Annotated in this window: 19 protein-coding genes; 9 read left to right on the top strand and 10 right to left on the bottom strand. The window is 66.9% G+C overall.

The features are described from left to right. Positions 1–57: 57 nt before the first annotated feature. The 5 genes from AB4Z32_RS08000 to AB4Z32_RS07980 all read right to left on the bottom strand — a co-directional run bounded on the left by AB4Z32_RS08000 (position 58) and on the right by AB4Z32_RS07980 (position 5,238). Positions 58–2,157, bottom strand: a complete 2,100-nt coding sequence (locus AB4Z32_RS08000) for a 3-hydroxyacyl-CoA dehydrogenase NAD-binding domain-containing protein (RefSeq protein WP_442121308.1) — start codon at positions 2,155–2,157, stop codon at positions 58–60. Positions 2,158–2,230: 73 nt separating this feature from the next. Further along, positions 2,231–2,737, bottom strand: a complete 507-nt coding sequence (locus AB4Z32_RS07995) for a GNAT family N-acetyltransferase (protein WP_442121307.1) — start codon at positions 2,735–2,737, stop codon at positions 2,231–2,233. Between the two features lie 16 nt (positions 2,738–2,753). Continuing rightward, entirely contained in the window at positions 2,754–3,554 is an 801-nt protein-coding gene (locus AB4Z32_RS07990) for a hypothetical protein (RefSeq protein ID WP_442121306.1), read from the bottom strand. Between the two features lie 6 nt (positions 3,555–3,560). Then, a complete protein-coding gene (locus AB4Z32_RS07985) occupies positions 3,561–4,376 on the bottom strand; it encodes a DUF817 domain-containing protein (RefSeq protein ID WP_442121533.1) in 816 nt (271 codons plus the stop codon). 37 nt (positions 4,377–4,413) lie between these two features. Then, a complete protein-coding gene (locus AB4Z32_RS07980) occupies positions 4,414–5,238 on the bottom strand; it encodes a DUF6597 domain-containing transcriptional factor (protein ID WP_442121305.1) in 825 nt (274 codons plus the stop codon). Positions 5,239–5,347: 109 nt separating this feature from the next. Here AB4Z32_RS07980 and AB4Z32_RS07975 point away from each other — a divergent pair, with 109 nt between their 5' ends. Beyond that, a complete protein-coding gene (locus AB4Z32_RS07975; protein WP_442121304.1) occupies positions 5,348–5,986 on the top strand; it encodes a glutathione S-transferase family protein in 639 nt (212 codons plus the stop codon). 3 nt (positions 5,987–5,989) lie between these two features. Here the strand turns inward: AB4Z32_RS07975 and AB4Z32_RS07970 are convergent, their stop codons facing one another. Genes AB4Z32_RS07970 through AB4Z32_RS07960 form a run of 3 tightly spaced genes read right to left on the bottom strand, consistent with a single transcriptional unit; the run spans position 5,990 to position 9,204 of the window. Next, complete coding sequence (locus tag AB4Z32_RS07970) at positions 5,990–7,837, bottom strand: hypothetical protein (RefSeq protein ID WP_442121303.1); 1,848 nt, start codon at positions 7,835–7,837, stop codon at positions 5,990–5,992. 18 nt (positions 7,838–7,855) lie between these two features. Continuing rightward, complete coding sequence (locus AB4Z32_RS07965; RefSeq protein WP_442121302.1) at positions 7,856–8,797, bottom strand: ABC transporter ATP-binding protein; 942 nt, start codon at positions 8,795–8,797, stop codon at positions 7,856–7,858. Continuing rightward, the gene (locus tag AB4Z32_RS07960) at positions 8,794–9,204 is read right to left on the bottom strand and encodes a GntR family transcriptional regulator (protein WP_442121301.1); all 411 of its coding nucleotides are present in this window, start codon (positions 9,202–9,204) and stop codon (positions 8,794–8,796) included. The genes AB4Z32_RS07965 and AB4Z32_RS07960 overlap by 4 nt, the downstream gene beginning before the upstream one ends. A gap of 113 nt (positions 9,205–9,317) precedes the next feature. On the opposite strand from AB4Z32_RS07960, the gene AB4Z32_RS07955 reads away from it, so the two are divergent. Beyond that, complete coding sequence (locus AB4Z32_RS07955; RefSeq protein WP_442121300.1) at positions 9,318–10,406, top strand: DUF4272 domain-containing protein; 1,089 nt, start codon at positions 9,318–9,320, stop codon at positions 10,404–10,406. Positions 10,407–10,418: 12 nt separating this feature from the next. On the opposite strand, the gene AB4Z32_RS07950 is transcribed toward AB4Z32_RS07955, so the two are convergent. Next, a complete protein-coding gene (locus tag AB4Z32_RS07950) occupies positions 10,419–12,080 on the bottom strand; it encodes a 3-(methylthio)propionyl-CoA ligase (RefSeq protein WP_442121299.1) in 1,662 nt (553 codons plus the stop codon). A 209-nt stretch (positions 12,081–12,289) separates the two neighbouring features. Between AB4Z32_RS07950 and AB4Z32_RS07945 the strand changes: the two genes are divergently transcribed. The 7 genes from AB4Z32_RS07945 to AB4Z32_RS07915 all read left to right on the top strand — a co-directional run bounded on the left by AB4Z32_RS07945 (position 12,290) and on the right by AB4Z32_RS07915 (position 19,206). Further along, the gene (locus AB4Z32_RS07945) at positions 12,290–13,783 is read left to right on the top strand and encodes a protein adenylyltransferase SelO (protein WP_442121532.1); all 1,494 of its coding nucleotides are present in this window, start codon (positions 12,290–12,292) and stop codon (positions 13,781–13,783) included. A 36-nt stretch (positions 13,784–13,819) separates the two neighbouring features. After that, positions 13,820–14,215: a peptide-methionine (R)-S-oxide reductase MsrB gene (msrB, locus tag AB4Z32_RS07940; protein ID WP_442121298.1), complete on the top strand. Its 396-nt coding sequence runs from the start codon at positions 13,820–13,822 to the stop codon at positions 14,213–14,215. A gap of 32 nt (positions 14,216–14,247) precedes the next feature. Further along, positions 14,248–14,883 carry a septation protein A gene (locus AB4Z32_RS07935; RefSeq protein WP_442121297.1) on the top strand — a complete coding sequence of 212 codons (636 nt, stop codon included), beginning with the start codon at positions 14,248–14,250 and terminating at the stop codon, positions 14,881–14,883. After that, positions 14,880–15,176: a BolA family protein gene (locus AB4Z32_RS07930; RefSeq protein WP_442121296.1), complete on the top strand. Its 297-nt coding sequence runs from the start codon at positions 14,880–14,882 to the stop codon at positions 15,174–15,176. The genes AB4Z32_RS07935 and AB4Z32_RS07930 overlap by 4 nt, the downstream gene beginning before the upstream one ends. Positions 15,177–15,272: 96 nt before the next feature. Then, entirely contained in the window at positions 15,273–16,064 is a 792-nt protein-coding gene (locus AB4Z32_RS07925) for a peptidylprolyl isomerase (RefSeq protein WP_442121295.1), read from the top strand. A 79-nt stretch (positions 16,065–16,143) separates the two neighbouring features. Beyond that, positions 16,144–16,923: a peptidylprolyl isomerase gene (locus AB4Z32_RS07920; protein WP_442121294.1), complete on the top strand. Its 780-nt coding sequence runs from the start codon at positions 16,144–16,146 to the stop codon at positions 16,921–16,923. A gap of 87 nt (positions 16,924–17,010) precedes the next feature. Beyond that, positions 17,011–19,206: a hybrid sensor histidine kinase/response regulator gene (locus tag AB4Z32_RS07915; RefSeq protein WP_442121293.1), complete on the top strand. Its 2,196-nt coding sequence runs from the start codon at positions 17,011–17,013 to the stop codon at positions 19,204–19,206. Here the strand turns inward: AB4Z32_RS07915 and lpxD are convergent. Beyond that, positions 19,184–20,224, bottom strand: coding sequence for a UDP-3-O-(3-hydroxymyristoyl)glucosamine N-acyltransferase (gene lpxD / locus AB4Z32_RS07910; RefSeq protein ID WP_442121292.1), 1,041 nt, complete (start codon positions 20,222–20,224; stop codon positions 19,184–19,186). The genes AB4Z32_RS07915 and lpxD overlap by 23 nt on opposite strands. Positions 20,225–20,589: the final 365 nt, after the last annotated feature.

The following is a 20,589-nucleotide window of genomic DNA, read 5'->3' as shown; positions in this document are numbered from 1 at the left end:
TGGGCGCATCAGGGGCATCTTTGTTACCGTCGTACCGCGCGCATGCGGGGCCACGAATCAGCTATTGAATCCCCGCCCCTCGGCCGCCAGCCGCTGCAGCAAGGAAGCCGGCTTCCAGGCCTCCCCATGATAAGCCCGCCCATATTTCTCGATCGCGGCAAGCACATTGGCCAAGCCCACGGTATCGGCATGGAACATCGGGCCGCCACGGTAGAGCGGGAAGCCGTAGCCGGTCAGGTAGACCATGTCGATGTCGGAGGCGCGCAGGGCAATACCCTCTTCCAGGATCTTCGCGCCCTCGTTGACCAGGGCGTAGACCAGGCGCTCGACGATTTCCTGGTCGGCGATCTCGCGGCGCTGGATGCCCAGGTCCTTCGAGTGCTGGACGATCATTTCGTCGACCCATTGCGAAGGATGCGGCGTGCGGTCGCCGGCCTGGTAGTCGTACCAGCCGCCGCCCGTCTTCTGGCCGAAGCGGCCCGCTTCGCACAGCAGGTCGGCGGTCTTCGAGTAGGCCACCTCCGGCATCTCGAGCGCGCGGCGCTTGCGGATGGCCCAGCCGATGTCGTTGCCGGCCAGGTCGCCCATGCGGAAAGGGCCCATGGCGAAGCCGAAGCCTTCGATCGCGCGGTCGACCTGTTGCGGCAGCGCGCCCTCGTCGAGCAGGAAGCCGGCCTGGCGGATGTACTGCTCGACCATGCGGTTGCCGATGAAACCGTCGCAGACGCCGCTCACCACGCCGATCTTCTTCAGCTTCTTCGACAGCGCCAGGGCGGTGGCCAGCACATCCTTGCCGGTCTGCGCGCCGCGCACGATCTCGAGCAGCTTCATCACGTTGGCCGGGCTGAAGAAGTGCAGGCCGATCACGTCCTGCGGGCGGGAGGTGAAGGAAGCGATCTTGTTCAGGTCCAGGGTCGAGGTGTTCGACGCCAGGATGGCGCCCGGGCGCATCACCTGGTCGAGCCGGCGGAACACGCTCTCCTTGACGCCCATGTCTTCGAACACCGCTTCGATCACGATGTCGGCCTGGGCGATGTCGGCGTAGTCGAGGCTGCCCTTCACCAGGCCCATCCTCTGCTCGAATTTTTCCGGTGCCAGCTTGCCCTTTTTGACCGTGTTCTCGTAATTCTTGCGGATCGTGGCCAGGCCCTTGTCCAGCGCCTCCTGCTTCGTCTCGAGGATGGTGACGGGGATGCCGGCGTTCGCGAAGTTCATCGCGATGCCGCCGCCCATGGTGCCGGCGCCGATCACGGCGGCCGAGCCGATCTCGCGCACCGGCGTATCGGACGGCACGTCCGGGACCTTGCCGGCAGCGCGCTCGGCAAAGAAGGCGTGGCGCAGGGCCTTCGATTCGACGGTCTGGGTCAGGTGGATGAAGCGCGAGCGCTCGAACTTGCAGCCCTCTTCGAAGGGCATATTCACCGAGGCGGCGATGGTCTCGACACATTCCAGCGGCGCCGGGAAGGCCCCGGCAGCGGCCTTCACCCTGGCGCGGGCGGCATCGAGGAAGCCCTGGGCGTCGGCATGTTCGACCTTGCGCTCGCGGACCTTCGGCAGCGGAGGTGCGCCTGGGCGACGGACCTCAGCCATCTTGTTGGCGAAATCGACGGCGGCGGCCACCAGGTCGGTCCCGGCCGGGAATACCTCGTCGAACAGACTGCCGGCCAGCTTCTCGGACGATACCGGATTGCCGGATACGATCATGTCCAGCGCGGCCTCCAGGCCGATCACACGCGGCAGGCGCTGGGTGCCGCCGGCGCCCGGCAGCAGGCCGAGCTTCACTTCCGGCAGCGCGATCTGGGCGCCCGGCAGGGCCACGCGATAGTTGCAGCCCAGCGCCAGCTCCAGGCCGCCGCCCATGCAGACGCTGTGGATGGCAGCGACCACCGGCTTGCTTGAACCTTCCGCGGTGCGGATCAGGGTGTGCAGGGTCGGTTCGGTCAGGGCCTTGGGCGAATTGAATTCGCGGATGTCGGCGCCGCCCGAGAAGGCCTTGCCGGCGCCGGTGATCACGATCGCCTTGACCATGGGATCGGCTTCCGCGAGCTGCAGCGCCTCCACGGCGGCGGTGCGCGTCGCCAGCCCAAGACCGTTGACCGGCGGGTTGTTCAGCGTAATGACGGCGACGTTGTTCTGGACCTGGTAATCGGCGCTCATGGGGTCTCCCTTGGGTGGATTTTCGTATGTTGAAACTGCAACAGGCACTATAAGCGATAAAAGTACGGTCGTGTTATTCCGCAGCTGCGGTCGCGTACAGCCTGTACGCCACGCCGTGGCCTGCCAGCTCCAGCGGGCGTTCGTAGACCAGTCCCAGCTTTTCCAGCACGCGGCCGGACGCCGCATTCTCCGGATGCACCATGCCGACGATGCGCTTGACGCCGTGCTCGCGAACGCCCTGCACCATCAGCACGCGCGCGCTCTCGGTCGCGTAGCCCTTGCCCCAGCAATCCGGCAGGAAGCGGTAGCCGACGTCGACTTCATCGAGATCTTCCAGGTATTTCAGGCCGCTGAAGCCGACCAGGCGTGCGCTGCTCTTTTCGACCACCGCCATGCGGCCGTAGCCGTGCACCGCATAGTCGCGCAGCGGCCGGGTGCGCAGGATCTCGCGCGCTTCGTCGACCGTGGAGACCGGGGTGTCGCCGGTGTAGCGGATGATCTCCGGCAGCGTGATCAGGGGCAGCCAGGCTTCGGCATCGTCGAGGGTGAAGGGGCGCAGTATTAGGCGTTCGGTTTCCATCGGTTCTTTCCGGTTCTCAGTTAGTGGACGAATGCTGGCTTGCTGCTTCGTTCTGGGCCATCTGGTGCGCGGTCAGGGCACGGATGATGGCGCCCGGCGCTTCAAGGTCCTGGCTGACCAGGCCGCGCATTTCCTCGGTGGCCAGGCCGGCCAACGCGGCATCGACCAGCGCCCGGGCCTCGGCGTCGCGGCCGCGGCCATGCAGGATCGCGGCGCGCAGCCGCAGGTCTTTCGCAAAGTTGAACAGCTCCGCGATGAGCCTCGGCGCAGCGTGCGTAGGCGTGAACAAGCGCTGGCCGCCGACCGTTTCGTTCAAGTAGGGCAGGAAACCCATCGGATCCGGCAGGAAGCGCTCGCCGAGGACAAAATCACCCGCCTCCACCACCGCCGGCAAGGCCATGAACGCCTCCCGCCGCGCATGCTCGGGCATCAGCGCATCGAACTGTACGAACAGTTCGTAGGTCTCGCGCGAATCCTCGAGGATGTCGCCGATCTGCGCGACCAGCCCGAAGCGCGTAGGCTGCGGCGAGTACTCGGCATGGCGGACACCGTAGAAGACGTCGCCGGCGAGCAGGCGGCGGCCCTGCTCGTCGCGCAGCCGGCTCAAGGCATCGCGCGCCGGCGGGTAGACCTCGATCAGGAATATCCACTCGAGCAGGTCGAGATGACCCACGTACTCGTCCTGCCCGTCCGCCATCACCAGCGCGTAAACGTCGAGCAGGTAGCGCAAGGCATCCTCGTACCTGCCATCTTCCCGCGCCAGCATCGCTTCATGATGCGCTCCCTGGACCTTGCCGTCCTTATCCGTTCGGATCACGATAATTCACTCCTCGGCGATATGGATCTTTGCCTTCACATGCTTCAGGCTGGCCACGATGGTAAAGGTCATGATCACCAGCAGCGACCACGAACTCCATTTGCTGATGTGGACCACCGACCAGGCGCCCAGCTGGTTCGGATAGCGCCACACGCCCCAGAAGGTGCCGATGTTCTCGGCCATCCAGATGAAGAAGCCGGTCAGCACGAAGCCCAGCATCAGCGGCATGCGGCGGTCGCGGTCGAGGGGCCGGAACACCACCGTGGTGCGCGAATACAGGCCGAGGGCGCAGGCGGCCAGGTACCATCGGTAGTCGCCGATATAGTGGTGGGTGAAGAAGTTCACATAGATCAGGATCGCAATCGTGGTCGCCATCCAGTAAGGCGGATGGTGGCGGATGCGCAGGTCGAGCAGGCGCCAGGCCTGCACGATATAGCTGCCGACCGCCGCGTACATGAAGCCCGAGAACAGCGGCACGCCGAAGATCTTGGTATAGCCGAAGTCCGGATAGCTCCAGGACTGGACGCTGCCCGACACCTTGAAGGCTTCCAGCGCGAAGCCGACCACGTGGAACAGGCAGACCGCCTTCAGCTCGTCCCAGGTCTCCAGCCTGACCTTCACCATCCACAGCTGAATCGCGATCGCCACCACCAATAGCAGGTCGTAGCGCGGGACTCCCCAAAGGCCGGCGCGCGGCATCAGGAAGATCGCGGCGAAGAACAGGCCGACGAACAGGCAGGCGCGCGCCTCCTTGACGCCGAAGTACAGGAACTCCACGAGGCCGCGGCGCAGGCCGGCCAGCGGCCGCGGGCGGTCGTCCATCAGGAAGCTGTCGATGGCGGATAGCATGCCGGTTCGATCAGGATGGCCGGGCGCTGTCGCGCTCGCGTTTCAGGTAGTGCGATGGCGGCTGGCCGACCAGCTTGCGGAAATCCGAGCTGAAATGGGCCTGGTCGAAGTAGCCGAGTTCCTGGGCCAGGGCGGCCAGGTCGGTCTCGCCGCCGGCCAGCCGGTCGGCCGCTTCGTGCAGGCGGAAGCGCCGGATGGTCCACTTCGGGCTCACGCCCACGTAGTCGCTGAACAGCTGCTGCAGGCTGCGCACGCTCGATCCGGCGGCCTCGGCCAGCTGCTCGACCTGGGTCAGGCCGGGCGTGGTCTCGGCCACCCGCAGGATGGCGGCGATGCGCTCGACCTGGGGATCGGGCGCCGGCAGCAGCGGGGCCAGCAAGCGGGCGCAGGCGGCGACCATGCCGGCGTCGTCCGGGCAGTCCAGCACGGCGTCCCGGGTGCCGGCTTCATCCCAGGGGAAGACCGCGGACAGGGCCAGCACCTGGTCGGTAATGGTATGCAGGGGCTGGCCGAGCAGTGCGCGGAAGGCGCCGGGCCGGAAGCGCAGGCCGCAAACCTTGCCCGCGCCTTTCAGCTCGTAGTCGAAGGCGCCGGTCGGCACGCCCCAGATACCGCTGCGGACGCGGTCGAACACCAGGTGCACGCAGGGATACGGGAGGGTGCGCTGGACGTAAGGCGGCTGGTCGCCGAGGTCCCATTCGACGATCCAGAAATGGTCGAGAAACGGCGCCAGCCCGGGCGCGGGCAGATAGCGCTCCATGCGGAACATCTTGCGCGCCTGGGCGGGCGCGACCACGCCTTTCGGGCGGTCCTGGACGGTTGCGAGCGGTGTCATCGGGTGCCATTCATGGGATCGTCTGCCGGGATTCTAGCATTCGCGTTTTTACAAGACGGCAATTCTATGCGAGCCTATCCTGAGCGTCCTTACTCACCACGAGGACGCCATGAACCGCAGCATCACCCTGTTCCACGCCCCGCATTCGCGCTCCGGCGCCGTCCGCATCCTGCTCGAGGAGCTGGGCGCACCCTACACGCTGGAAACCGTGAACCTGAAGACCAACGAGACCCACACGCCGCGCTACCTGGCCATCAACCCGATGGGCAAGGTGCCGGCCCTGCGCGTCGCGCAGGGACAGGACGAAGTGCAGGTGACCGAGCAGGCCGCCATCATGATCTACCTGGCGGACCTGTTCCCGCAGGCCGGCCTGGCGCCGGCCGTCGACGAACTGCAGCGCGGCGCCTGGCTGCGCTGGATGGCCTTCTACGGCTCCTGTTTCGAACCCGCGGTGGTCGACCGCGCGATGAAGCGCGAACCGGTGCCGTCCTCGACCTGCCCTTACGGCGACTACGACACCATGCTGTCCACGCTCACCCGACAGCTGCGCGCCGGCCCCTGGCTGCTGGGCGAGCGCTTCTCGGCGGCCGACATCCTGTGGGGCTATGCCCTGGCCTGGACCTCGGCCTTCCAGCTGGTGCCGGCGCTGCCCGAGATCGTCGACTACGTCGCCCGCTTCAATGCGCGGCCCTGCGCGCAGCGGGTCATCGACATGGATGCCGGGCTGGCGGCGGCGCAGGCCGCCTGAGTCTCAGGCCGCCGCCGGCGCCGCCGCTTCCTTGCTGCGAGCCGGCGCCTGGCGCGCGGCGCGCGGCTGCAGCACCATCAGCGACAGCAGCGCCGGAAGGCCCAGCAGCAGGCAGGCCAGGCACCAGGCCAGGCGGGGCCGAGGTCCGAGCGCGGCGCGGCGCGTCCACCAGAGGGCGCCCAGGGCGGACAGCAGCGCCAGCACGCCGGCCGCCGTCCAGGCCACGGCCGGCCGCTCGAGCAGCAGCGGCGCGAAGCGGCTGGCGCCGTAGTCCGGCACCGCACCCTTGTCGATCAGCAGGTCCGGCAGGCTCACCACCGCCTGCAGCAGCGGCGAGATCCACCAGTCCTTGTGCTCGAACAGTGCCGGGAAGTCATGGGCCAGCTCGCGCCGCGCGACTTCCGTTACCCGGCCGCCCGCATCCACCAGATAGGTGACCTGGGGAGCGGCGTCGACGCCATGGTTGCGCCGCTCGCCGGCGATGACGCTGACCAGGGTGCCGTCCGCCACCGGGGCCGCGTCGACCCGCTCGATGTCGCCGAAGGGCACAGGCAGCGGGACGACCGCGACCGGGGCCGGCTGGCCGCCGCTGTCCTGCAACAGCAGCACGCGGCGGTTGGTCAGCACGGCGGTGCGTCGGCCCAGCACGGCGACGCCGGCGCCCAGTTGCTCGGCGCCTTCGACGTGCATCCGGTGCCGCAGGCCCAGCGTGCCCTTGCGGATTTCATACAGATCGTGAGCATTGACCAGGTAGCCGTTGCGCTGGTTGTCCCCGATCAGCACCGGCTGCGAATCGAAAGGGGTGACGTCGCCGATGCCGCCGGCGCCATACGAGCCGGCAGGCGTACCGAGGCGCAGGTGGTGGCCGCGGTAGATCATGCGGTCGTGGCTGAAGGTCCAGGCATGCTGGCGATCGTCGCGGAATTCCGGCCGGCCGCGGTTCGAGACGAGATTTCGCGCCGCATACTCGCGCACCTCCGGGCCGACCCTGGCGGCCTCGCCCGCGGCCAGGCCTGCCCGCCAGCCGGCCGCGCGCGGGTCGGCCGCGCCTGCCAGCCCCGCCTGCACGGCCTCGCGCGGCGTAAAGCGCTGCGCCTCCACCAGGCCGCCGGCCAGCGCCTGCCCGCCCGACAATGGATGCACGCCCGCCATCATCTGGCCGACCTGGAACAGCATCGAACCGCCCCACAGCAGGGCAATATAGAAGCTCAGCTGCAGCGGCACCGCCGAAGCGACGGTGGCGACCGCATCGTCGCCGGTATAGCGGTTCGGCCGGAACACGGTATAGACCAGGAACAGCAGCACCGCATCGCAGGCCAGCGCCAGCGCCAGGACGGTCGCGTAGCCGGCCAGGTGCACGGTGAGCAGGATGGGCAGCACCAGGATCACGAAGGCCCAGCGGCTGCGGTGCAGCATGATGTAGGCGCCGGCCAGCCAGGCGGATACCGTCGACAGGACCAGGTAGATCACGCCGGCATAATGGCGGACGTCGACCACCCGCTGGGTAAGCCGTTCCTGCAGACCCAGCACGATGAAGAGGGGCAGCGCCACCGCCAGCGCGATCAGCAGCACGGAGGCGAGTGCGATGCCCGCCAGGATGCGGCCGCGGTGCAGCGGCCGGTGCTGCAGCCAGATCCAGCGGCTCGGCTGGCGGTAGCTGCCGAACTGGTAGAGGCCGAAGCCCAGTCCGGACAGCGCATACAGCAGGAGCACCATGGCATGCAGCTCTTTCATGCCGTTGGCGATGTCGACGGGCTGGTTCAGCACCGTGACCAGCACCAGGCTGGCGGCAAAGTAGATGGCGGCGGCATTCCGGAAGCGCCGCAGCTCGGACAAGAACAGTTCGATCATTTGCTGTATTCCTTAACCTTAAGCGGCGCGGCGGGCGCCGGCATGTCCATGGGAGAGGAAGGCGTTGACGGCGCGGTCCAGGCCCAGCGCCATGGCCTGCACGCGGCGCGCGCCCAGCAGCTTGAGGCGGGCCTCGAAAGCGGCGCCGTCCTGCTGGTCGAAAGTGACGATGTGGGTCAGGCCGTCGAGCTGCTGCACCTGCAGCACGCCCGGCATCTCGCGCACCTCGGGCGCCTTGAAGGGGAACTCCGCCACCCACAGCTGCACCCGTTCGCAGAAGTCGTCCGGCCCGCTCATGGTGCGCAGGCTGCCGCGTTCGAGGATCACCAGGTTGTCGGCCACGCGTTCGATCTCGTCCATCTGGTGCGAGCAGTAGACGATGGTCGAGCCGTCGTCGATGCTGGTCTGGAGCATCGCGTCCAGGAAGGCGCGCTTGGCGACCACGTCCAGGCCCAGGGTCGGCTCGTCGAGGATCAGCAGTTCCGGGCCCTGGGCCAGCGCCAGCGCCAGGTTCAGGCCGGCGCGTTCGCCGCGCGAGAGTTCGCCGACCCGCTGCGCGGGCAGCACATTGAAGTGGGACAGCACCTCGTCGAAGCGCGCGCCGTTCCAGCGCTGCCGCCCGTCCTGTTCGTAGTGGCGCTGCTGCATGCGCATCAGGTCGCGCACCCGCATCCAGCCGGGCAGCGTGTGCTCTTCGTTAACGAAGCCGATGCGGCCGCGCAGTTCCGGCGTGAGCCGGCCGCAGTCGTGGCCCAGCACGCGCGCCGAACCGGAAGTCAGGGGTTCGAAGCCCAGCAGCACGCGGAACAGCGAGGATTTGCCGGCCCCGTTGGCGCCGACGAAGGCATGGATGCCGCCGCGCGGCAGGCGCAGGCTGAGCCGGTCCAGCGCCAGCTTGCCCCTGTATTGCAGGCACAGGTCTTCGGTGTCGATGACGAATTCGCTTGGATGGTCGTTCATGCCGATTTCTTGTTTTCGTATTGAGAAAGCTCGCCCGCCACGCGGTCGAGGATGGTGTCGGCCGGATAGTCGAGGCCGATGACGTCGCCGACGAAACGGTCGACCGCCTCGTCGAGGCGGCGTGCACGCTCGGCGTCCGACAGGCGCTGGCGCTGCTCGGCCACGTAAAGCCCCAGGCCGGCGCGCGACAGCAGCCAGCCCTCGGCCGTCAGCTCGGCATAGGCCTTGGCCACCGTGTTCGGGTTGATGGAGAGCTGCTGGGCCAGGCCGCGCACGCTGGGCAGGGCGTCGCCGGGAAGCAGCTCGCCGCCGGCCACCAGGCGTTTGATGCCGTCGGTGATCTGGCGGATGATGGGCCGCGGATCGCCGGTGACGATCTGCAGCATCAGGGGAGCACGCCGATTCATAGGAGCCTCACTGTACTAGGACAGATAGTACAGTAGCACCGGCTCAAGCTGTGGTCAAGCAGGAAAGAATGGAGGACAATGCGGCGTCCCGAATGCCTTACCGAAGCCCAACGATGTTCAAACAGCTGAAACAACTCTTCGCACCGCGCCAGGCCGCCGCCATCCAGGACGAGCTGCTGGTCAATGCCTACTGCACCCTGAACGAGGTGCCGCCGCCTCCCTTCCCGCACCGCCTGCACGGACGACGCGACAGCGGCGATCCGGAGCTGCGCAGCGAACTCGGCGGCTTCCTGCACTACCTGCAGTCGCTGGGCGGCGGCAAGATGAGCAGCATCCGCTACCACGTCATGCGCCATATCCAGCGCACCCGCCACCAGCTCAGCTTCGGCGTCGTGCGCACCGATGCCGCCGCCATCGCCGCCCTCGCCGACTGGGCGCTGGCCGCCAACGCGCTGCTGCAACTGCCGGACGGCCAGCCGCGCGACCCGCATCTGAAGGTGCTGGTGTCGAGCAAGGACGGCGCCGCCGAAGCGGATGCCCTCGTGCCCTACCCGGCCGCCGCAGCGCGGCGCAAGGCCGCCACCGAAGCCCTGCTGTCCGCCCGCGGCCTGCAGCCCTCGCCCCACCTGCCGCCGCTGGTCGCCGAACCGGAATTGCGCCTGCGCGGGATACCGGAAGCCGGACGCCGCGCCGTCGCCCTGCTGGCGGTGGCGCTCAGGGCGGAATCGCTGGCGAGCGGGAATCCGCTGCCGGCGGAGGAACTGGAGCGCAAGCTGCCGGGCCTGAGCCAGGTTCTCAGCCCCGACGAAGCCGCCTTCATGGCCGTCGAACAGCCGGATGCCGCCGATCTGGCCCGGTTCTCATGGCGCTACGAGAGCCTGAAGACCCTGGAATGGGCGCTGGGCCTGGGCGACCTGCCCTGGCCGGACCAGCCCTGCGACGCCGCGCTGACCGCGCGCACCCTGCTGGAACGCCTCGAGGACGTCGCCGGCGACAAGCTCACGCTGCGCCCGCCGGCCGGGATCCTGGATGCCCTCGACCTGCACTACCGCCTGCACTGGCTGGTGCGCCAGGCCAGGAAGGAAGGCAAGCCGCTGCCGGAAGGCGTCGATCCGGGCGTGGTCTCGGAACGCCACCACAGCCTCAACTGGCTCACCTGCTTCGAAGACGCCGGCTGGGACGACACCGATACGCCCACCTGAATCCCGGTTGGTTCAGGTCCCGGGCAGGCGGTGGTCCCGGTACAGCTCGCGCAGGCGGTTCTTCTGGATCTTGCCGGTGCCGCCCAGCGGCAGGCTGTCGGTGAACACCACGTCGTCCGGCATCCAGAACTTCGCGATCTTCCCCTCGAAGAAGCCGAGCAGCTCTTCCCGCGTCAGCTCCGCGCCGGGCCGGCGCACCACCACCAGCAGCGGCCGCTCGTCCCACTTCGGATGATGGACCCCGATGCAGGCCGCCTGCATCACGGCCGGATGGGCCATCGCGATGTTCTCCAGGTCGATCGACCCGATCCACTCGCCGCCGGACTTGATCACGTCCTTGCTGCGGTCGGTGATCTGCATGAAGCCGTCCGGGTCGATAGTGGCGACGTCGCCGGTCGGGAACCAACCGTCCTGCAGCACGTCGCCGCCTTCGTCGCGGAAGTAGCTGGCGACGATCCACGGCCCCTTCACCAGCAGGTGGCCGAAGCGCACGCCATCCCAGGGCAGCTCGACGCCGTCGTCGTCGACAATCTTCATGTCGACGCCATAGATCGCGTGACCCTGCTTCTGCAGGATTTTGCGCTGTTCCTCCTTCGGCAGCGCGAGGTGCTTGACCAGCAGTCCGCCGGTGGTGCCGAGCGGGGACATCTCCGTCATGCCCCAGCCGTGGATGACCTGCACGTCGAAGCGGTCGATCAGGGTATTCATCATCGCCGGCGGGCAGGCCGAGCCGCCGATCACGGTGCGGCGGAAGGTCGAGAACCGCAGCCCGTTCTGCAGCGCGTAGTTGATCAGGCCCAGCCACACGGTCGGCACGCCGGCCGAGAAGGTCACGCCCTCCCGCTCGAACAGGTCGTACAGCGACTTGCCGTCCAGCTGGGCGCCGGGGAAGACCAACTTCGCGCCCGACAGCAGCACCGAGTATGGCAAGCCCCAGGCGTTCACATGGAACATCGGCACCACCGGCAGCACGGTGTCGCGGGCCGATACGTTCAGCACGTTCGGCATCGCCGATGCGTAGGCATGCAGCACGGTCGAGCGGTGCGAGTACAGCGCGCCCTTCGGATTGCCGGTCGTGCCCGAGGTGTAGCACAGGGCGGCGGCGGCGTTTTCGTCGAACAGGGGCCAGCTGTAGTCGCTTGACGCGGCCTCGATCAGTTCCTCGTAGCAGAGCAGGTTCGGGATGCGCGTTTCAAGCGGCATGTGGGCGCGATCGCTCATCAGCACGAAGGCTTTCACGCTCGCGCAGTGCGGCGCGATCGCCTCGACCAGCGGCAGGAAAGTCAGGTCGAAGAACAGCAGCTGGTCTTCCGCATGGTTGACGATATACGCGATCTGCTCCGGATGCAGGCGCGGATTGATGGTGTGCAGGACCGCGCCGGTACCCGACACCGCGTAATAGAGTTCGAGGTGGCGGTAGCCGTTCCAGGCCAGGGTGCCGACCCGCTCGCCCATCGCGATGCCGCGCTCCACCAGCGCCCGCGCCAGGCGGCGGGCCCGCAGTTCGCAGTCGCGGTAGCTGTAGCGGTGCAGGTCCGTGAGGTCGGGCTCGACGCGCCGCGAGACGATTTCGCTGCCGCCGTAGTGCCGCGCGGCGAACTGGATGATGCTGGAAATCGAGAGCGGCTGGCTCATCATCTGCCCCGTGACGGGGCTCTGTGGATAGGACTGCATCGGGCCTCCTGTGGTCGTTGCGGCCGAGTGTGGGACGGCCTTGCGGAAAGCGTCAACGGTTTTCGATGCTGCGACGCATCAGAGCGGCTGGGTCGACCCCTTACTGAATGTAAGGCGGGTGGGCTGCACACAAGCGTGCCCTGTCATCCCGCCGTCTGGGTTAGAATCCCGGCAACACGACCTGAACGCCCGACCAAGAAGGAAACGCCATTACCGCTGACGACCTGCCATTTGACAATTCCTTTGCTGAATTGCCGCCCGCGTTCTACACGCGGCTGATGCCGACGCCCCTGCCTGCGCCCTATTTCGTTGCGGCCAGCAGCAGGGCCGCGGCGCTGGCCGGGCTCGACCCGGCGCTTCTCGCCCAGGAAGATTTCGTCGCGGTCTTCAGCGGCAACCACGTACCGCCGCGTTCCCAGCCGCTGTCCGCCGTCTACTCCGGCCACCAGTTCGGCCACTGGGCCGGGCAACTGGGCGACGGCCGCGCCATCCTGCTGGGCCAGCTTAACGGCCCCGCAGGTCCGATGGAACTGCAACTGAAGGGTGCCGGCCTGACGCCCTACTCGCGCATGGGCGACGGCCGCGCCGTGCTGCGTTCCTCGATCCGCGAATTCCTCTGCTCGGAAGCCATGGCCGCCCTCGGCATCCCGACCACGCGCGCCCTGATGCTGACCGGTTCGCACCAGCAGGTGGTGCGCGAAACCATCGAGACCGCCGCCGTCGCCACCCGCATGGCGCCGAGCTTCGTGCGTTTCGGCTCCTTCGAGCACTGGCACTACCGCGGCAAGCAGGAAGAGCTGCGCATCCTGGCCGACTACGTGATCCGCGACTTCTATCCGGAACTGCAGAACACGGAGAACCCCTATCTGGAATTGCTGGCCGAAGTCACGCGCCGCACCGCGCGCATGATCGCGCACTGGCAGGCGGTCGGCTTCATGCATGGGGTCATGAACACGGACAATATGTCCATCCTCGGCATCACCCTGGATTACGGCCCCTTCGGCTTCATGGAAGCCTTCGACGTCGACCACATCTGCAACCACACCGACCAGGGCGGCCGCTATTCCTACTCGAACCAGGTGCCGGTCGGCCACTGGAACTGCTATGCACTGGCGAATGCCCTGCTGCCGCTGATCCAGGACAAGGAGGCCGCCGAGGCCGCGCTGGACGTCTATGTCGACGCCTATGGCGACAAGTTCGACGAACTGGTGCACGCGAAACTGGGCCTGGTCACGACGCAGGAAAATGACATGCGGGTAGCCGACCGCGCCCTGGCCGATGCGATGTTCAAGCTGATGCACGAGAACCGCGTCGACTTCACCTTGTTCTTCCGCCGCCTGGGCGAGCTGCGTGTCGACGTGCTCGACGGCGACCGCGCCGAGGCTGATGCGCCGCTGCGCGACCTCTTCCTCGACCGTCCCGGCTTCGATGCCTGGGCGGTGGACTACCGCGCCCGCCTGCGCCAGGAAGCCAGCGTCGATGCCGTGCGCCGCGAGGCCATGCAGCGCGTCAATCCCAAATACATCCTGCGCAACTATCTGGCCCAGACCGCGATCGAAAAGGCGCAGAATGGCGATTTTTCCGAAGTCCGCAAGCTGCTCGCCGTGCTGGAACATCCCTTCGACGAGCAGCCGGAGAGCGAACACTATGCGGCCCTGCCGCCGGACTGGGCATCCCACCTCGAGGTGAGCTGCTCCTCCTGACCCAATCATCAAGCATCAAGCATCAAGACAATCATCATGACCGAAAAACTGACCAAGACCGACGCCGAGTGGCGCGCCCAGCTCGACCCGATGGAATACCAGGTGACCCGCCACGCGGCCACCGAGCGCGCCTTCACCGGCAAATACTGGGACCACCACGAACACGGCATCTACCACTGCGTCTGCTGCAATACCCCGCTGTTCGAGTCCGACGCCAAGTTCGAGTCCGGCTGCGGCTGGCCCAGCTACTTCCGCGCCATCGACCCGGACAAGGTGATCGAGAAGGTCGACCGCAGCCATGGCATGGTGCGCACGGAGATCATCTGCGCCGTCTGCGACGCCCACCTGGGCCACGTGTTCGAAGACGGTCCGCCGCCGACCGGCCTGCGCTACTGCATCAATTCGGCCGCACTGCGCTTCGAAGCGGCATAATCACGGTTTTCACACTAGGTACGCGCACACGCATGAAATTCCTGTTCGACCTGTTCCCGGTCATTCTCTTCTTCGTCGTCTTCAAGTTCGCCGACGGCCACCAGGAGGCGGCCCACGCCCTGGCGGTCCAGTACATGGGCGGCCTGATCGCCGGCGGCAACGTCACCCCGGCGCAGTCGCCGATCATGCTGGCCACCGCGGTCGGCATCGTCGCCACCGTGCTGCAGATCCTGTATCTGCTGGCGCGCGGCCGCAAGGTCGACGGCATGCTGTGGCTGTCGCTGGGCGTGATCGCCGTGACCGGCGGCGCCACCATCTACTTCCACGACGAGAACTTCATCAAGTGGAAGCCGACAATACTGTACTGGGTGTTCGCCCTGGCCCTGTTCGTGGCCCAGGTCGGGTTCCGCAACAACCTGGTGCGCAAGGTGATGGAAGCGCAAATCAAGCTGCCCGAACCCGTGTGGGCCAAGGTCGGCTATGCCTGGATGACCTTCTTCGCACTGGTGGGCGTGCTGAACCTGGTCATGGCCTTCATCGTCTTCAAGGACAATACCGGCGCCTGGGTCAGCTTCAAGCTGTTCGGCGTGACCGGCATCTTCTTCGCCTTCATCGTCATCCAGACCCTGATGCTGTCGAAGCACATTCAGGAACAGGAGGACGCATGAACATTCCAAGCGCAAGCAACGAGCGCGTCGAGCGCATCCGCTCCCTGCTGCAGGCCGCCCTGCAGCCTTCCCAGCTCGAGGTCGGCGACGATTCGCACCTGCACGCCGGCCATGCCGGCGCGGCCTCCGGCGGGGGCCATTACAGCGTCCGAATCGTTTCCGATCGCTTCGAGGGCCAGAGGCTCGTCATGCGCCATCGGCTGGTGTATGATGCCGTGCAAGGCATGATGCATACCGACATTCACGCACTGGCGATCACCGCCCTTGCACCATCGGAATTGTCGATAGCCTGAGCCTTCAGGAAGTCTTAAGTAATCTGTTCGAAAATCTGCTACGTATTACAAGAACTAATCCAATCTCGTCCAAGCAACCCCCTCACAGGAACCACCATGACTTTTAAGCCAGCACGGCTGCTGTTAGCCCTGATCGCTATCGCCGCATCGTTTGCCACCTCGCCCTCGTTCGCCCAGAACCTCGCCGTCGTCAACGGCAAGGCGATCCCGTCCTCGCGCGCCGACCAGATGGTCAAGCAGGTCGTCGCCCAGGGCCAGGCAACCGATTCGCCGCAACTGCGTGAAGCGATCAAGAAGGACCTGATCGCCCGCGAGGTGATGATGCAGGAAGCGATCAAGCAGGGCTACGACAAGAACGCAGATGTGAAGCAGGCGCTGGAGAACGCCCGCCAGACCATCGTGATCACCGCCCTGGCACGCGACTACATCGCCAAGCATCCGGTTACCGACGCCGAGATCAAGGCAGAGTACGACCGCTTCACCAAACAGACCGGCGACAAGGAATACCACGTGCGCCACATCCTGGTGGACAACGAAGCCGACGCCAACGCCATCATCGCCAAGCTGAAGAGCGGCGCCAAGTTCGAAGACCTGGCCAAGCAGTCGAAAGACACCGGCACCGCCAACAACGGCGGCGACCTGGATTGGGCCAGCCCGTCCTCCTTCCCGCCTGAATTCGCCGCCGGCTTCACCGGCCTGAGCAAAGGCCAGATCACCGAGAAGCCGGTCAAGACCCAGGTCGGCTACCACGTGATCAAGCTGGACGACGTCCGCCCGGCCAAGCTGCCGAGCCTGGATGAAGTCAAGCCGCAGATCGCCGACGCCCTGACCCAGCAGAAGCTGGCCTCGTACCAAGAGGAAATGGTCAAAAAGGCAAAGGTGCAGTAAGATGTAGCATCACCGGCGGCCCCCGTGCCGCCGGTTTTCGTCGCCTCGCGACTTTTCGTATTTGAATAGGATCGAATAAATGATTGTCAAGCCAGCCCGCCTGTTGTTAGCCATGACCGCGATGGTAGTCCTGCCGTCGTTCGCACAAAACGTCGCGACCGTCAATGGCAAGCCCATCCCCGCGGCCAAGGTCGACCAGGTCGTCAAGCAAGTTGTTGCCCAGGGCAAGGCCACCGATTCGCCGCAACTGCGCGAGGCGATCAAGCGCGACCTGATCGGCCGCGAAGTCCTGATCCAGGAAGCCGACAAGCAAGGCATCGGCACCCGTCCGGAAGTCAAGAACCAGATCGAGAATGCCCGCCAGAGCATCATCATCAATGCGATGCTGGCCGACTACATCAAGAAGCATCCGGTCACCGACGCCGAAATCAAGGCGGAGTACGACAAGTTCAAGGGCCAGGTCGGCGACAAGGAATACCACGCCCGCCACATCCTGGTCGGCACCGAAGACGAAGCCAAGGCCATCATCGCCAAGCTGAAGGGCGGCGCCAAGTTCGAAGACCTGGCCAAGCAGTCGAAGGATCCGGGTTCGGCACAGAACGGCGGCGACCTGGACTGGGCAAGCCCGGCCAACTTCGTGCCTGAGTTCTCGAAGGCCATGACCTCGCTGGGCAAGGGCCAGATCACCGAAACCCCGGTCAAGACCCAGTTCGGCTACCACGTCATCAAGCTGGAAGACACCCGCGCGGCCAAGATCCCGCCGCTGGAAGAAGTCAAGCAGCAGGTCGGAGAACAGCTGCAGCAGCGTAAGCTGGCAGCCTTCCGCGAAGAGCTGATGAAGAAAGCCAAGATCCAGTAATCGGGTCTTGCGACCGAAAAAGCGCTCCGGACCGGAGCGCTTTTTTTTGACCGAAGCTTTTTCCCACCGCCTAACCCTCGGGCCACCATGCACGCTCACCGCGGCCGCTCGCTGCCGCTCCGCCACCTGCTGATCCTCCTGACCGCGATCGGGCTGCTGCCCCTCGCGCTGCTCGGCATCTGGAGCATCCACGTGGCCAGCGAATACCGCCAGCGCGAGCAGGAGCGTGCGATGCTGGACCTGTCCCGCGCCCTGTCCAGCGCCGTCGACGCCGAACTCGATTCGACCGTCGCCTCGCTGTCGACCCTGGCCCGCGTCCCGGCCCTGATGGAGGGCGACCTGCGCGGCTTCTATGAGGTGGCGCGCGCGTATGCCCAGTCCCAGCCGGAGTGGCTGGGTGTCTTCCTGGCCGACGACACGGGCCAAACCATATTCCGTACCACCATGCCCTTCGGCTCGCCGGCCGGCGAAGCCGCCGATCCGCGCAGCCTGCGCCTGGCACTCAGCCTACACCGCCCCGTGGTCGGCGGCATCGTGCGCGGCAAGGGCGGCCGCGCCGCCGTCCCGGTGCGGATCCCCGTCAGCGACAACCGCGGCCACGGCTATGTGCTGAGCGCCGTGATCCGCCCGGACCGCATCGTGCACGTGTTCGAGCGCCAGCGCGCGCCCTCGGATTCCGTGATCGGCGCGATCGACGCCTACGGCCGCATCGTGGCCCGCTCCAGGAACCAGGACCTGTTCGTCACCCAGCAGATCACGCCCGGCCTGCAGGACCTGATGCGCCGGCAGGGCCCGGAAGGCGCCGGCGCCACCCACACCAAGGAAGGCGACCCCGTCACCACCGCCTACAGCAGCCTGTCGCGCTACGGCTGGACCGTGGTGGTCAACAGCCCGGCCGCCGGCCCGCGTACCGCCTTCCTGCAAGGCATGGGCACCTACGCGGCCGGCGTCGGCATCTCACTGGCGATCTGCATCGCCCTCGCCTATTGGCTGTCATGGCGCATCGTCGCCGCTTTCAATCATTTGCGCCGGGCCGCGGCTGCGGTCGGCGCCGGACGTCCCTTCAGCGTACCGCATTCGCGCATCCGCGAACTGGGCCGCATGGGCCGCGCTCTCGAAGCCGCAGGACACCAGCGCGCCCGCCACGAACTCGAGCGCTCGCGCCTGCTGGCCTCGCTCGAAGACGCGCTCGAGCAGGCGCGCCGCGCCGGCCAGGCCAAGGACGAATTCCTGGCCGTGCTGGGCCACGAGCTGCGCAATCCGCTCAGCCCCATCGTCGCCTCGCTCGACCTGATGGACATGCGCGACGAACCCGGTGCGCGGCGCGAGCGCGCCATCATGCGGCGCCAGCTCACTCATCTGAAGCGCCTGGTCGACGATCTGCTCGACGTCTCGCGCATCGCTTCCGGCAAGCTGAACCTGCACCTGCGCCCGCTCGACCTGGCCGATACCGTGCGCCACACGGTCGCCGCCCTGCCCGGCCTCGCCATCACCCTCGAGGCGCCGGACACGCTCTGGATCGAAGGCGACGACAGCCGCCTGGTGCAGGTCCTGAACAACCTGCTGTCCAACGCGGCCCGCTTCGGCAGCACCGCCACCCAGGTCAGCCTGGTGGCCGACCACGACGCCGGCCACGCCCGCCTTCGAGTCGAGGACAACGGCATCGGCATGGACGCCAGCCTGCTGTCGCGCGTCTTCGAGCCCTTCTACCAGGCGCCCCAGCCGCTGGCGCGCCATACCGGTGGTCTCGGCCTGGGACTGGCCATCGTGCGCAAGATCGTCGAGCTGCACGGCGGCAGCGTCAGCGCCGCCAGCGCCGGCCCGGACCAGGGCAGCCGCTTCGAGGTGCTGCTGCCGCTCGCCGCTGCCCCGGCCAGGCTCGCAACGGACGCCCCGGTCATCGCCCAGGAATCCTGGCGCATCCTGCTGGTCGACGACAACGAAGACGCCGCCGCCGGCACCGGCACCCTGCTGCGGCAGCTGGGGCACGCCGTCGACATCGCACACAAGGCCATGCAGGCGCTCGCCGCCGCGCGCGCCCGGCCGCCCGAAATCGCGATTCTCGACATCGGCCTGCCCGACATGGACGGCTACCAGCTCGCCGCCGCCCTGCGCCAGGAGCACGGCAAGGCGCTGCGCCTGGTGGCCTTGTCCGGGTATGGCCAGCAGGCCGACATCGAACGCGCCCGCGACGCCGGCTTCGACCTCCACCTGACCAAGCCGGCCTCGCTGGAGGACCTGGTCTGCGCACTGCAGCCGGCTAGCCCTGCGCCAGTGACTTGAGGGCCCGCTCCAGCGCGCGGACCTTCGCGCGCATTGCGGGCAGATTGCGCAGCAGGGCCGCGCTGCGCTCCCACTCGGCATTCGGCGCGATCGGGTAGAAGCCGGTGTAGCGGCCAGGCTCGGAAATCGAATTCGCCACCAGGGTGCCGGCCGTGATGTGGACATGGTCCGCAATCTCGATATGACCGTTGACCATGGCCGCGCCGCCGAAGGTGCAATGCCTGCCGATGTGCGCGCTGCCGGCGACGCCGACACAGCCCGCCATCGCCGTGTGGGCGCCGATGCGGCAGTTGTGGCCGATCTGGATCTGGTTGTCGAGCTTGACGCCATCCTCGATGATGGTGTCGTCGAGGGCGCCGCGGTCGACGCTGGTGTTACAGCCGATGTCGACGTCGTCCCCGATCACCACCCGCCCGATCTGCGGGATCTTGATGTAGACCCCGTCCTCCATGGCGAAGCCAAAACCGTCGCCGCCGATCACGGCGCCGGAATGCAGGATGCCGCGCGCGCCGATGACGCAGCGGGCGTGGAAGGTGACGTTGGCGAAGAAATGGGTGTATTCGCCGACCACCGCCTCGGGGCCGATATAGCAGCCGGCATCGATGACCGCACCGGCCTTGACCACCGCATTCGCCTCTACCGTGACGTGGGCGCCGACATGGGCCGCTGGGTCGATGCGCGCGCTTCCGTGCACGGCCGCCGTCGGATGGATGCCCGGCCCGGGCACGGCGCGCGGCAGCAGGTACTGCGCGGCGCGCGCGAAAAAGGCGTACGGATTGGCCGTGACGATGCGGGCGCCTTCGAAGGTGGCCGCCACCCCCGGCACGTCCGCCGGCGAGAGGATCAGCGCCGCGGCCCTGCTGTGAGCCGCGAGCGGGCGCATCCTGCTGTTGCCAAGGAAGCTGATCTCGCCAGGGCCGGCGCGCTCCAGCGGAGCGATCGTCGACACTTCGACGCCGGGATCGCCTTCGAGCTGTCCACCGAAGCGCTCGACCAGCTCGCCTACCCGTATAGCCATGCGCTGCCCTCCCCGGTTGTCGATAACGGATTGGACAGCGCTGCTGGGTCAGCAGTTCCGTCGGCCACGATCGATTGGTATCAGACAGGGGAAAGCAAGTTCAATACCAGCTATCGATACATTTTTATTTTCAATGACTTGGCGACGCAGTCGCTCCACAAGCCTGACCAACTGTCAATCCTCTCGACAGTGCATGCCCGTACGCAAGCACAAAAAGGCTGTGTGCGCGTTAATTATGTGAACTGAAACGGGTTGCGCAGGTCATACGCATTGTCGAGTTAACTCATGTGGAGTGACGATGCCGGGCCCGACCTTCGATCAACTGTTCGGCTTGTTAACGGCGGCAAGCCTGGCTACCCCGGACG

It is taken from the genome of Massilia sp. 2TAF26 (assembly GCF_052115005.1).
GTDB lineage: Bacteria > Pseudomonadota > Gammaproteobacteria > Burkholderiales > Burkholderiaceae_D > Telluria.
The sequence above is the reverse complement of the archived record's forward strand: the minus strand, read 5'-3'. Positions and strand labels throughout refer to the sequence as shown.

What these genes read in the sequence shown, in the direction of transcription:
- AB4Z32_RS08000 (WP_442121308.1), bottom strand. Translation starts at nt 2,157, where the DNA reads ATGAGCGCCGATTACCAGGTCCAGAACAACGTCGCCGTCATTACGCTG.
- AB4Z32_RS07995 (WP_442121307.1), bottom strand. Translation starts at nt 2,737, where the DNA reads ATGGAAACCGAACGCCTAATACTGCGCCCCTTCACCCTCGACGATGCC.
- AB4Z32_RS07985 (WP_442121533.1), bottom strand. Translation starts at nt 4,376, where the DNA reads ATGGACGACCGCCCGCGGCCGCTGGCCGGCCTGCGCCGCGGCCTCGTG.
- AB4Z32_RS07980 (WP_442121305.1), bottom strand. Translation starts at nt 5,238, where the DNA reads ATGACACCGCTCGCAACCGTCCAGGACCGCCCGAAAGGCGTGGTCGCG.
- AB4Z32_RS07975 (WP_442121304.1), top strand. Translation starts at nt 5,348, where the DNA reads ATGAACCGCAGCATCACCCTGTTCCACGCCCCGCATTCGCGCTCCGGC.
- AB4Z32_RS07970 (WP_442121303.1), bottom strand. Translation starts at nt 7,837, where the DNA reads ATGATCGAACTGTTCTTGTCCGAGCTGCGGCGCTTCCGGAATGCCGCC.
- AB4Z32_RS07965 (WP_442121302.1), bottom strand. Translation starts at nt 8,797, where the DNA reads ATGAACGACCATCCAAGCGAATTCGTCATCGACACCGAAGACCTGTGC.
- AB4Z32_RS07960 (WP_442121301.1), bottom strand. Translation starts at nt 9,204, where the DNA reads ATGAATCGGCGTGCTCCCCTGATGCTGCAGATCGTCACCGGCGATCCG.
- AB4Z32_RS07955 (WP_442121300.1), top strand. Translation starts at nt 9,318, where the DNA reads ATGTTCAAACAGCTGAAACAACTCTTCGCACCGCGCCAGGCCGCCGCC.
- AB4Z32_RS07950 (WP_442121299.1), bottom strand. Translation starts at nt 12,080, where the DNA reads ATGCAGTCCTATCCACAGAGCCCCGTCACGGGGCAGATGATGAGCCAG.
- msrB (WP_442121298.1), top strand. Translation starts at nt 13,820, where the DNA reads ATGACCGAAAAACTGACCAAGACCGACGCCGAGTGGCGCGCCCAGCTC.
- AB4Z32_RS07935 (WP_442121297.1), top strand. Translation starts at nt 14,248, where the DNA reads ATGAAATTCCTGTTCGACCTGTTCCCGGTCATTCTCTTCTTCGTCGTC.
- AB4Z32_RS07930 (WP_442121296.1), top strand. Translation starts at nt 14,880, where the DNA reads ATGAACATTCCAAGCGCAAGCAACGAGCGCGTCGAGCGCATCCGCTCC.
- AB4Z32_RS07925 (WP_442121295.1), top strand. Translation starts at nt 15,273, where the DNA reads ATGACTTTTAAGCCAGCACGGCTGCTGTTAGCCCTGATCGCTATCGCC.
- AB4Z32_RS07920 (WP_442121294.1), top strand. Translation starts at nt 16,144, where the DNA reads ATGATTGTCAAGCCAGCCCGCCTGTTGTTAGCCATGACCGCGATGGTA.
- AB4Z32_RS07915 (WP_442121293.1), top strand. Translation starts at nt 17,011, where the DNA reads ATGCACGCTCACCGCGGCCGCTCGCTGCCGCTCCGCCACCTGCTGATC.
- lpxD (WP_442121292.1), bottom strand. Translation starts at nt 20,224, where the DNA reads ATGGCTATACGGGTAGGCGAGCTGGTCGAGCGCTTCGGTGGACAGCTC.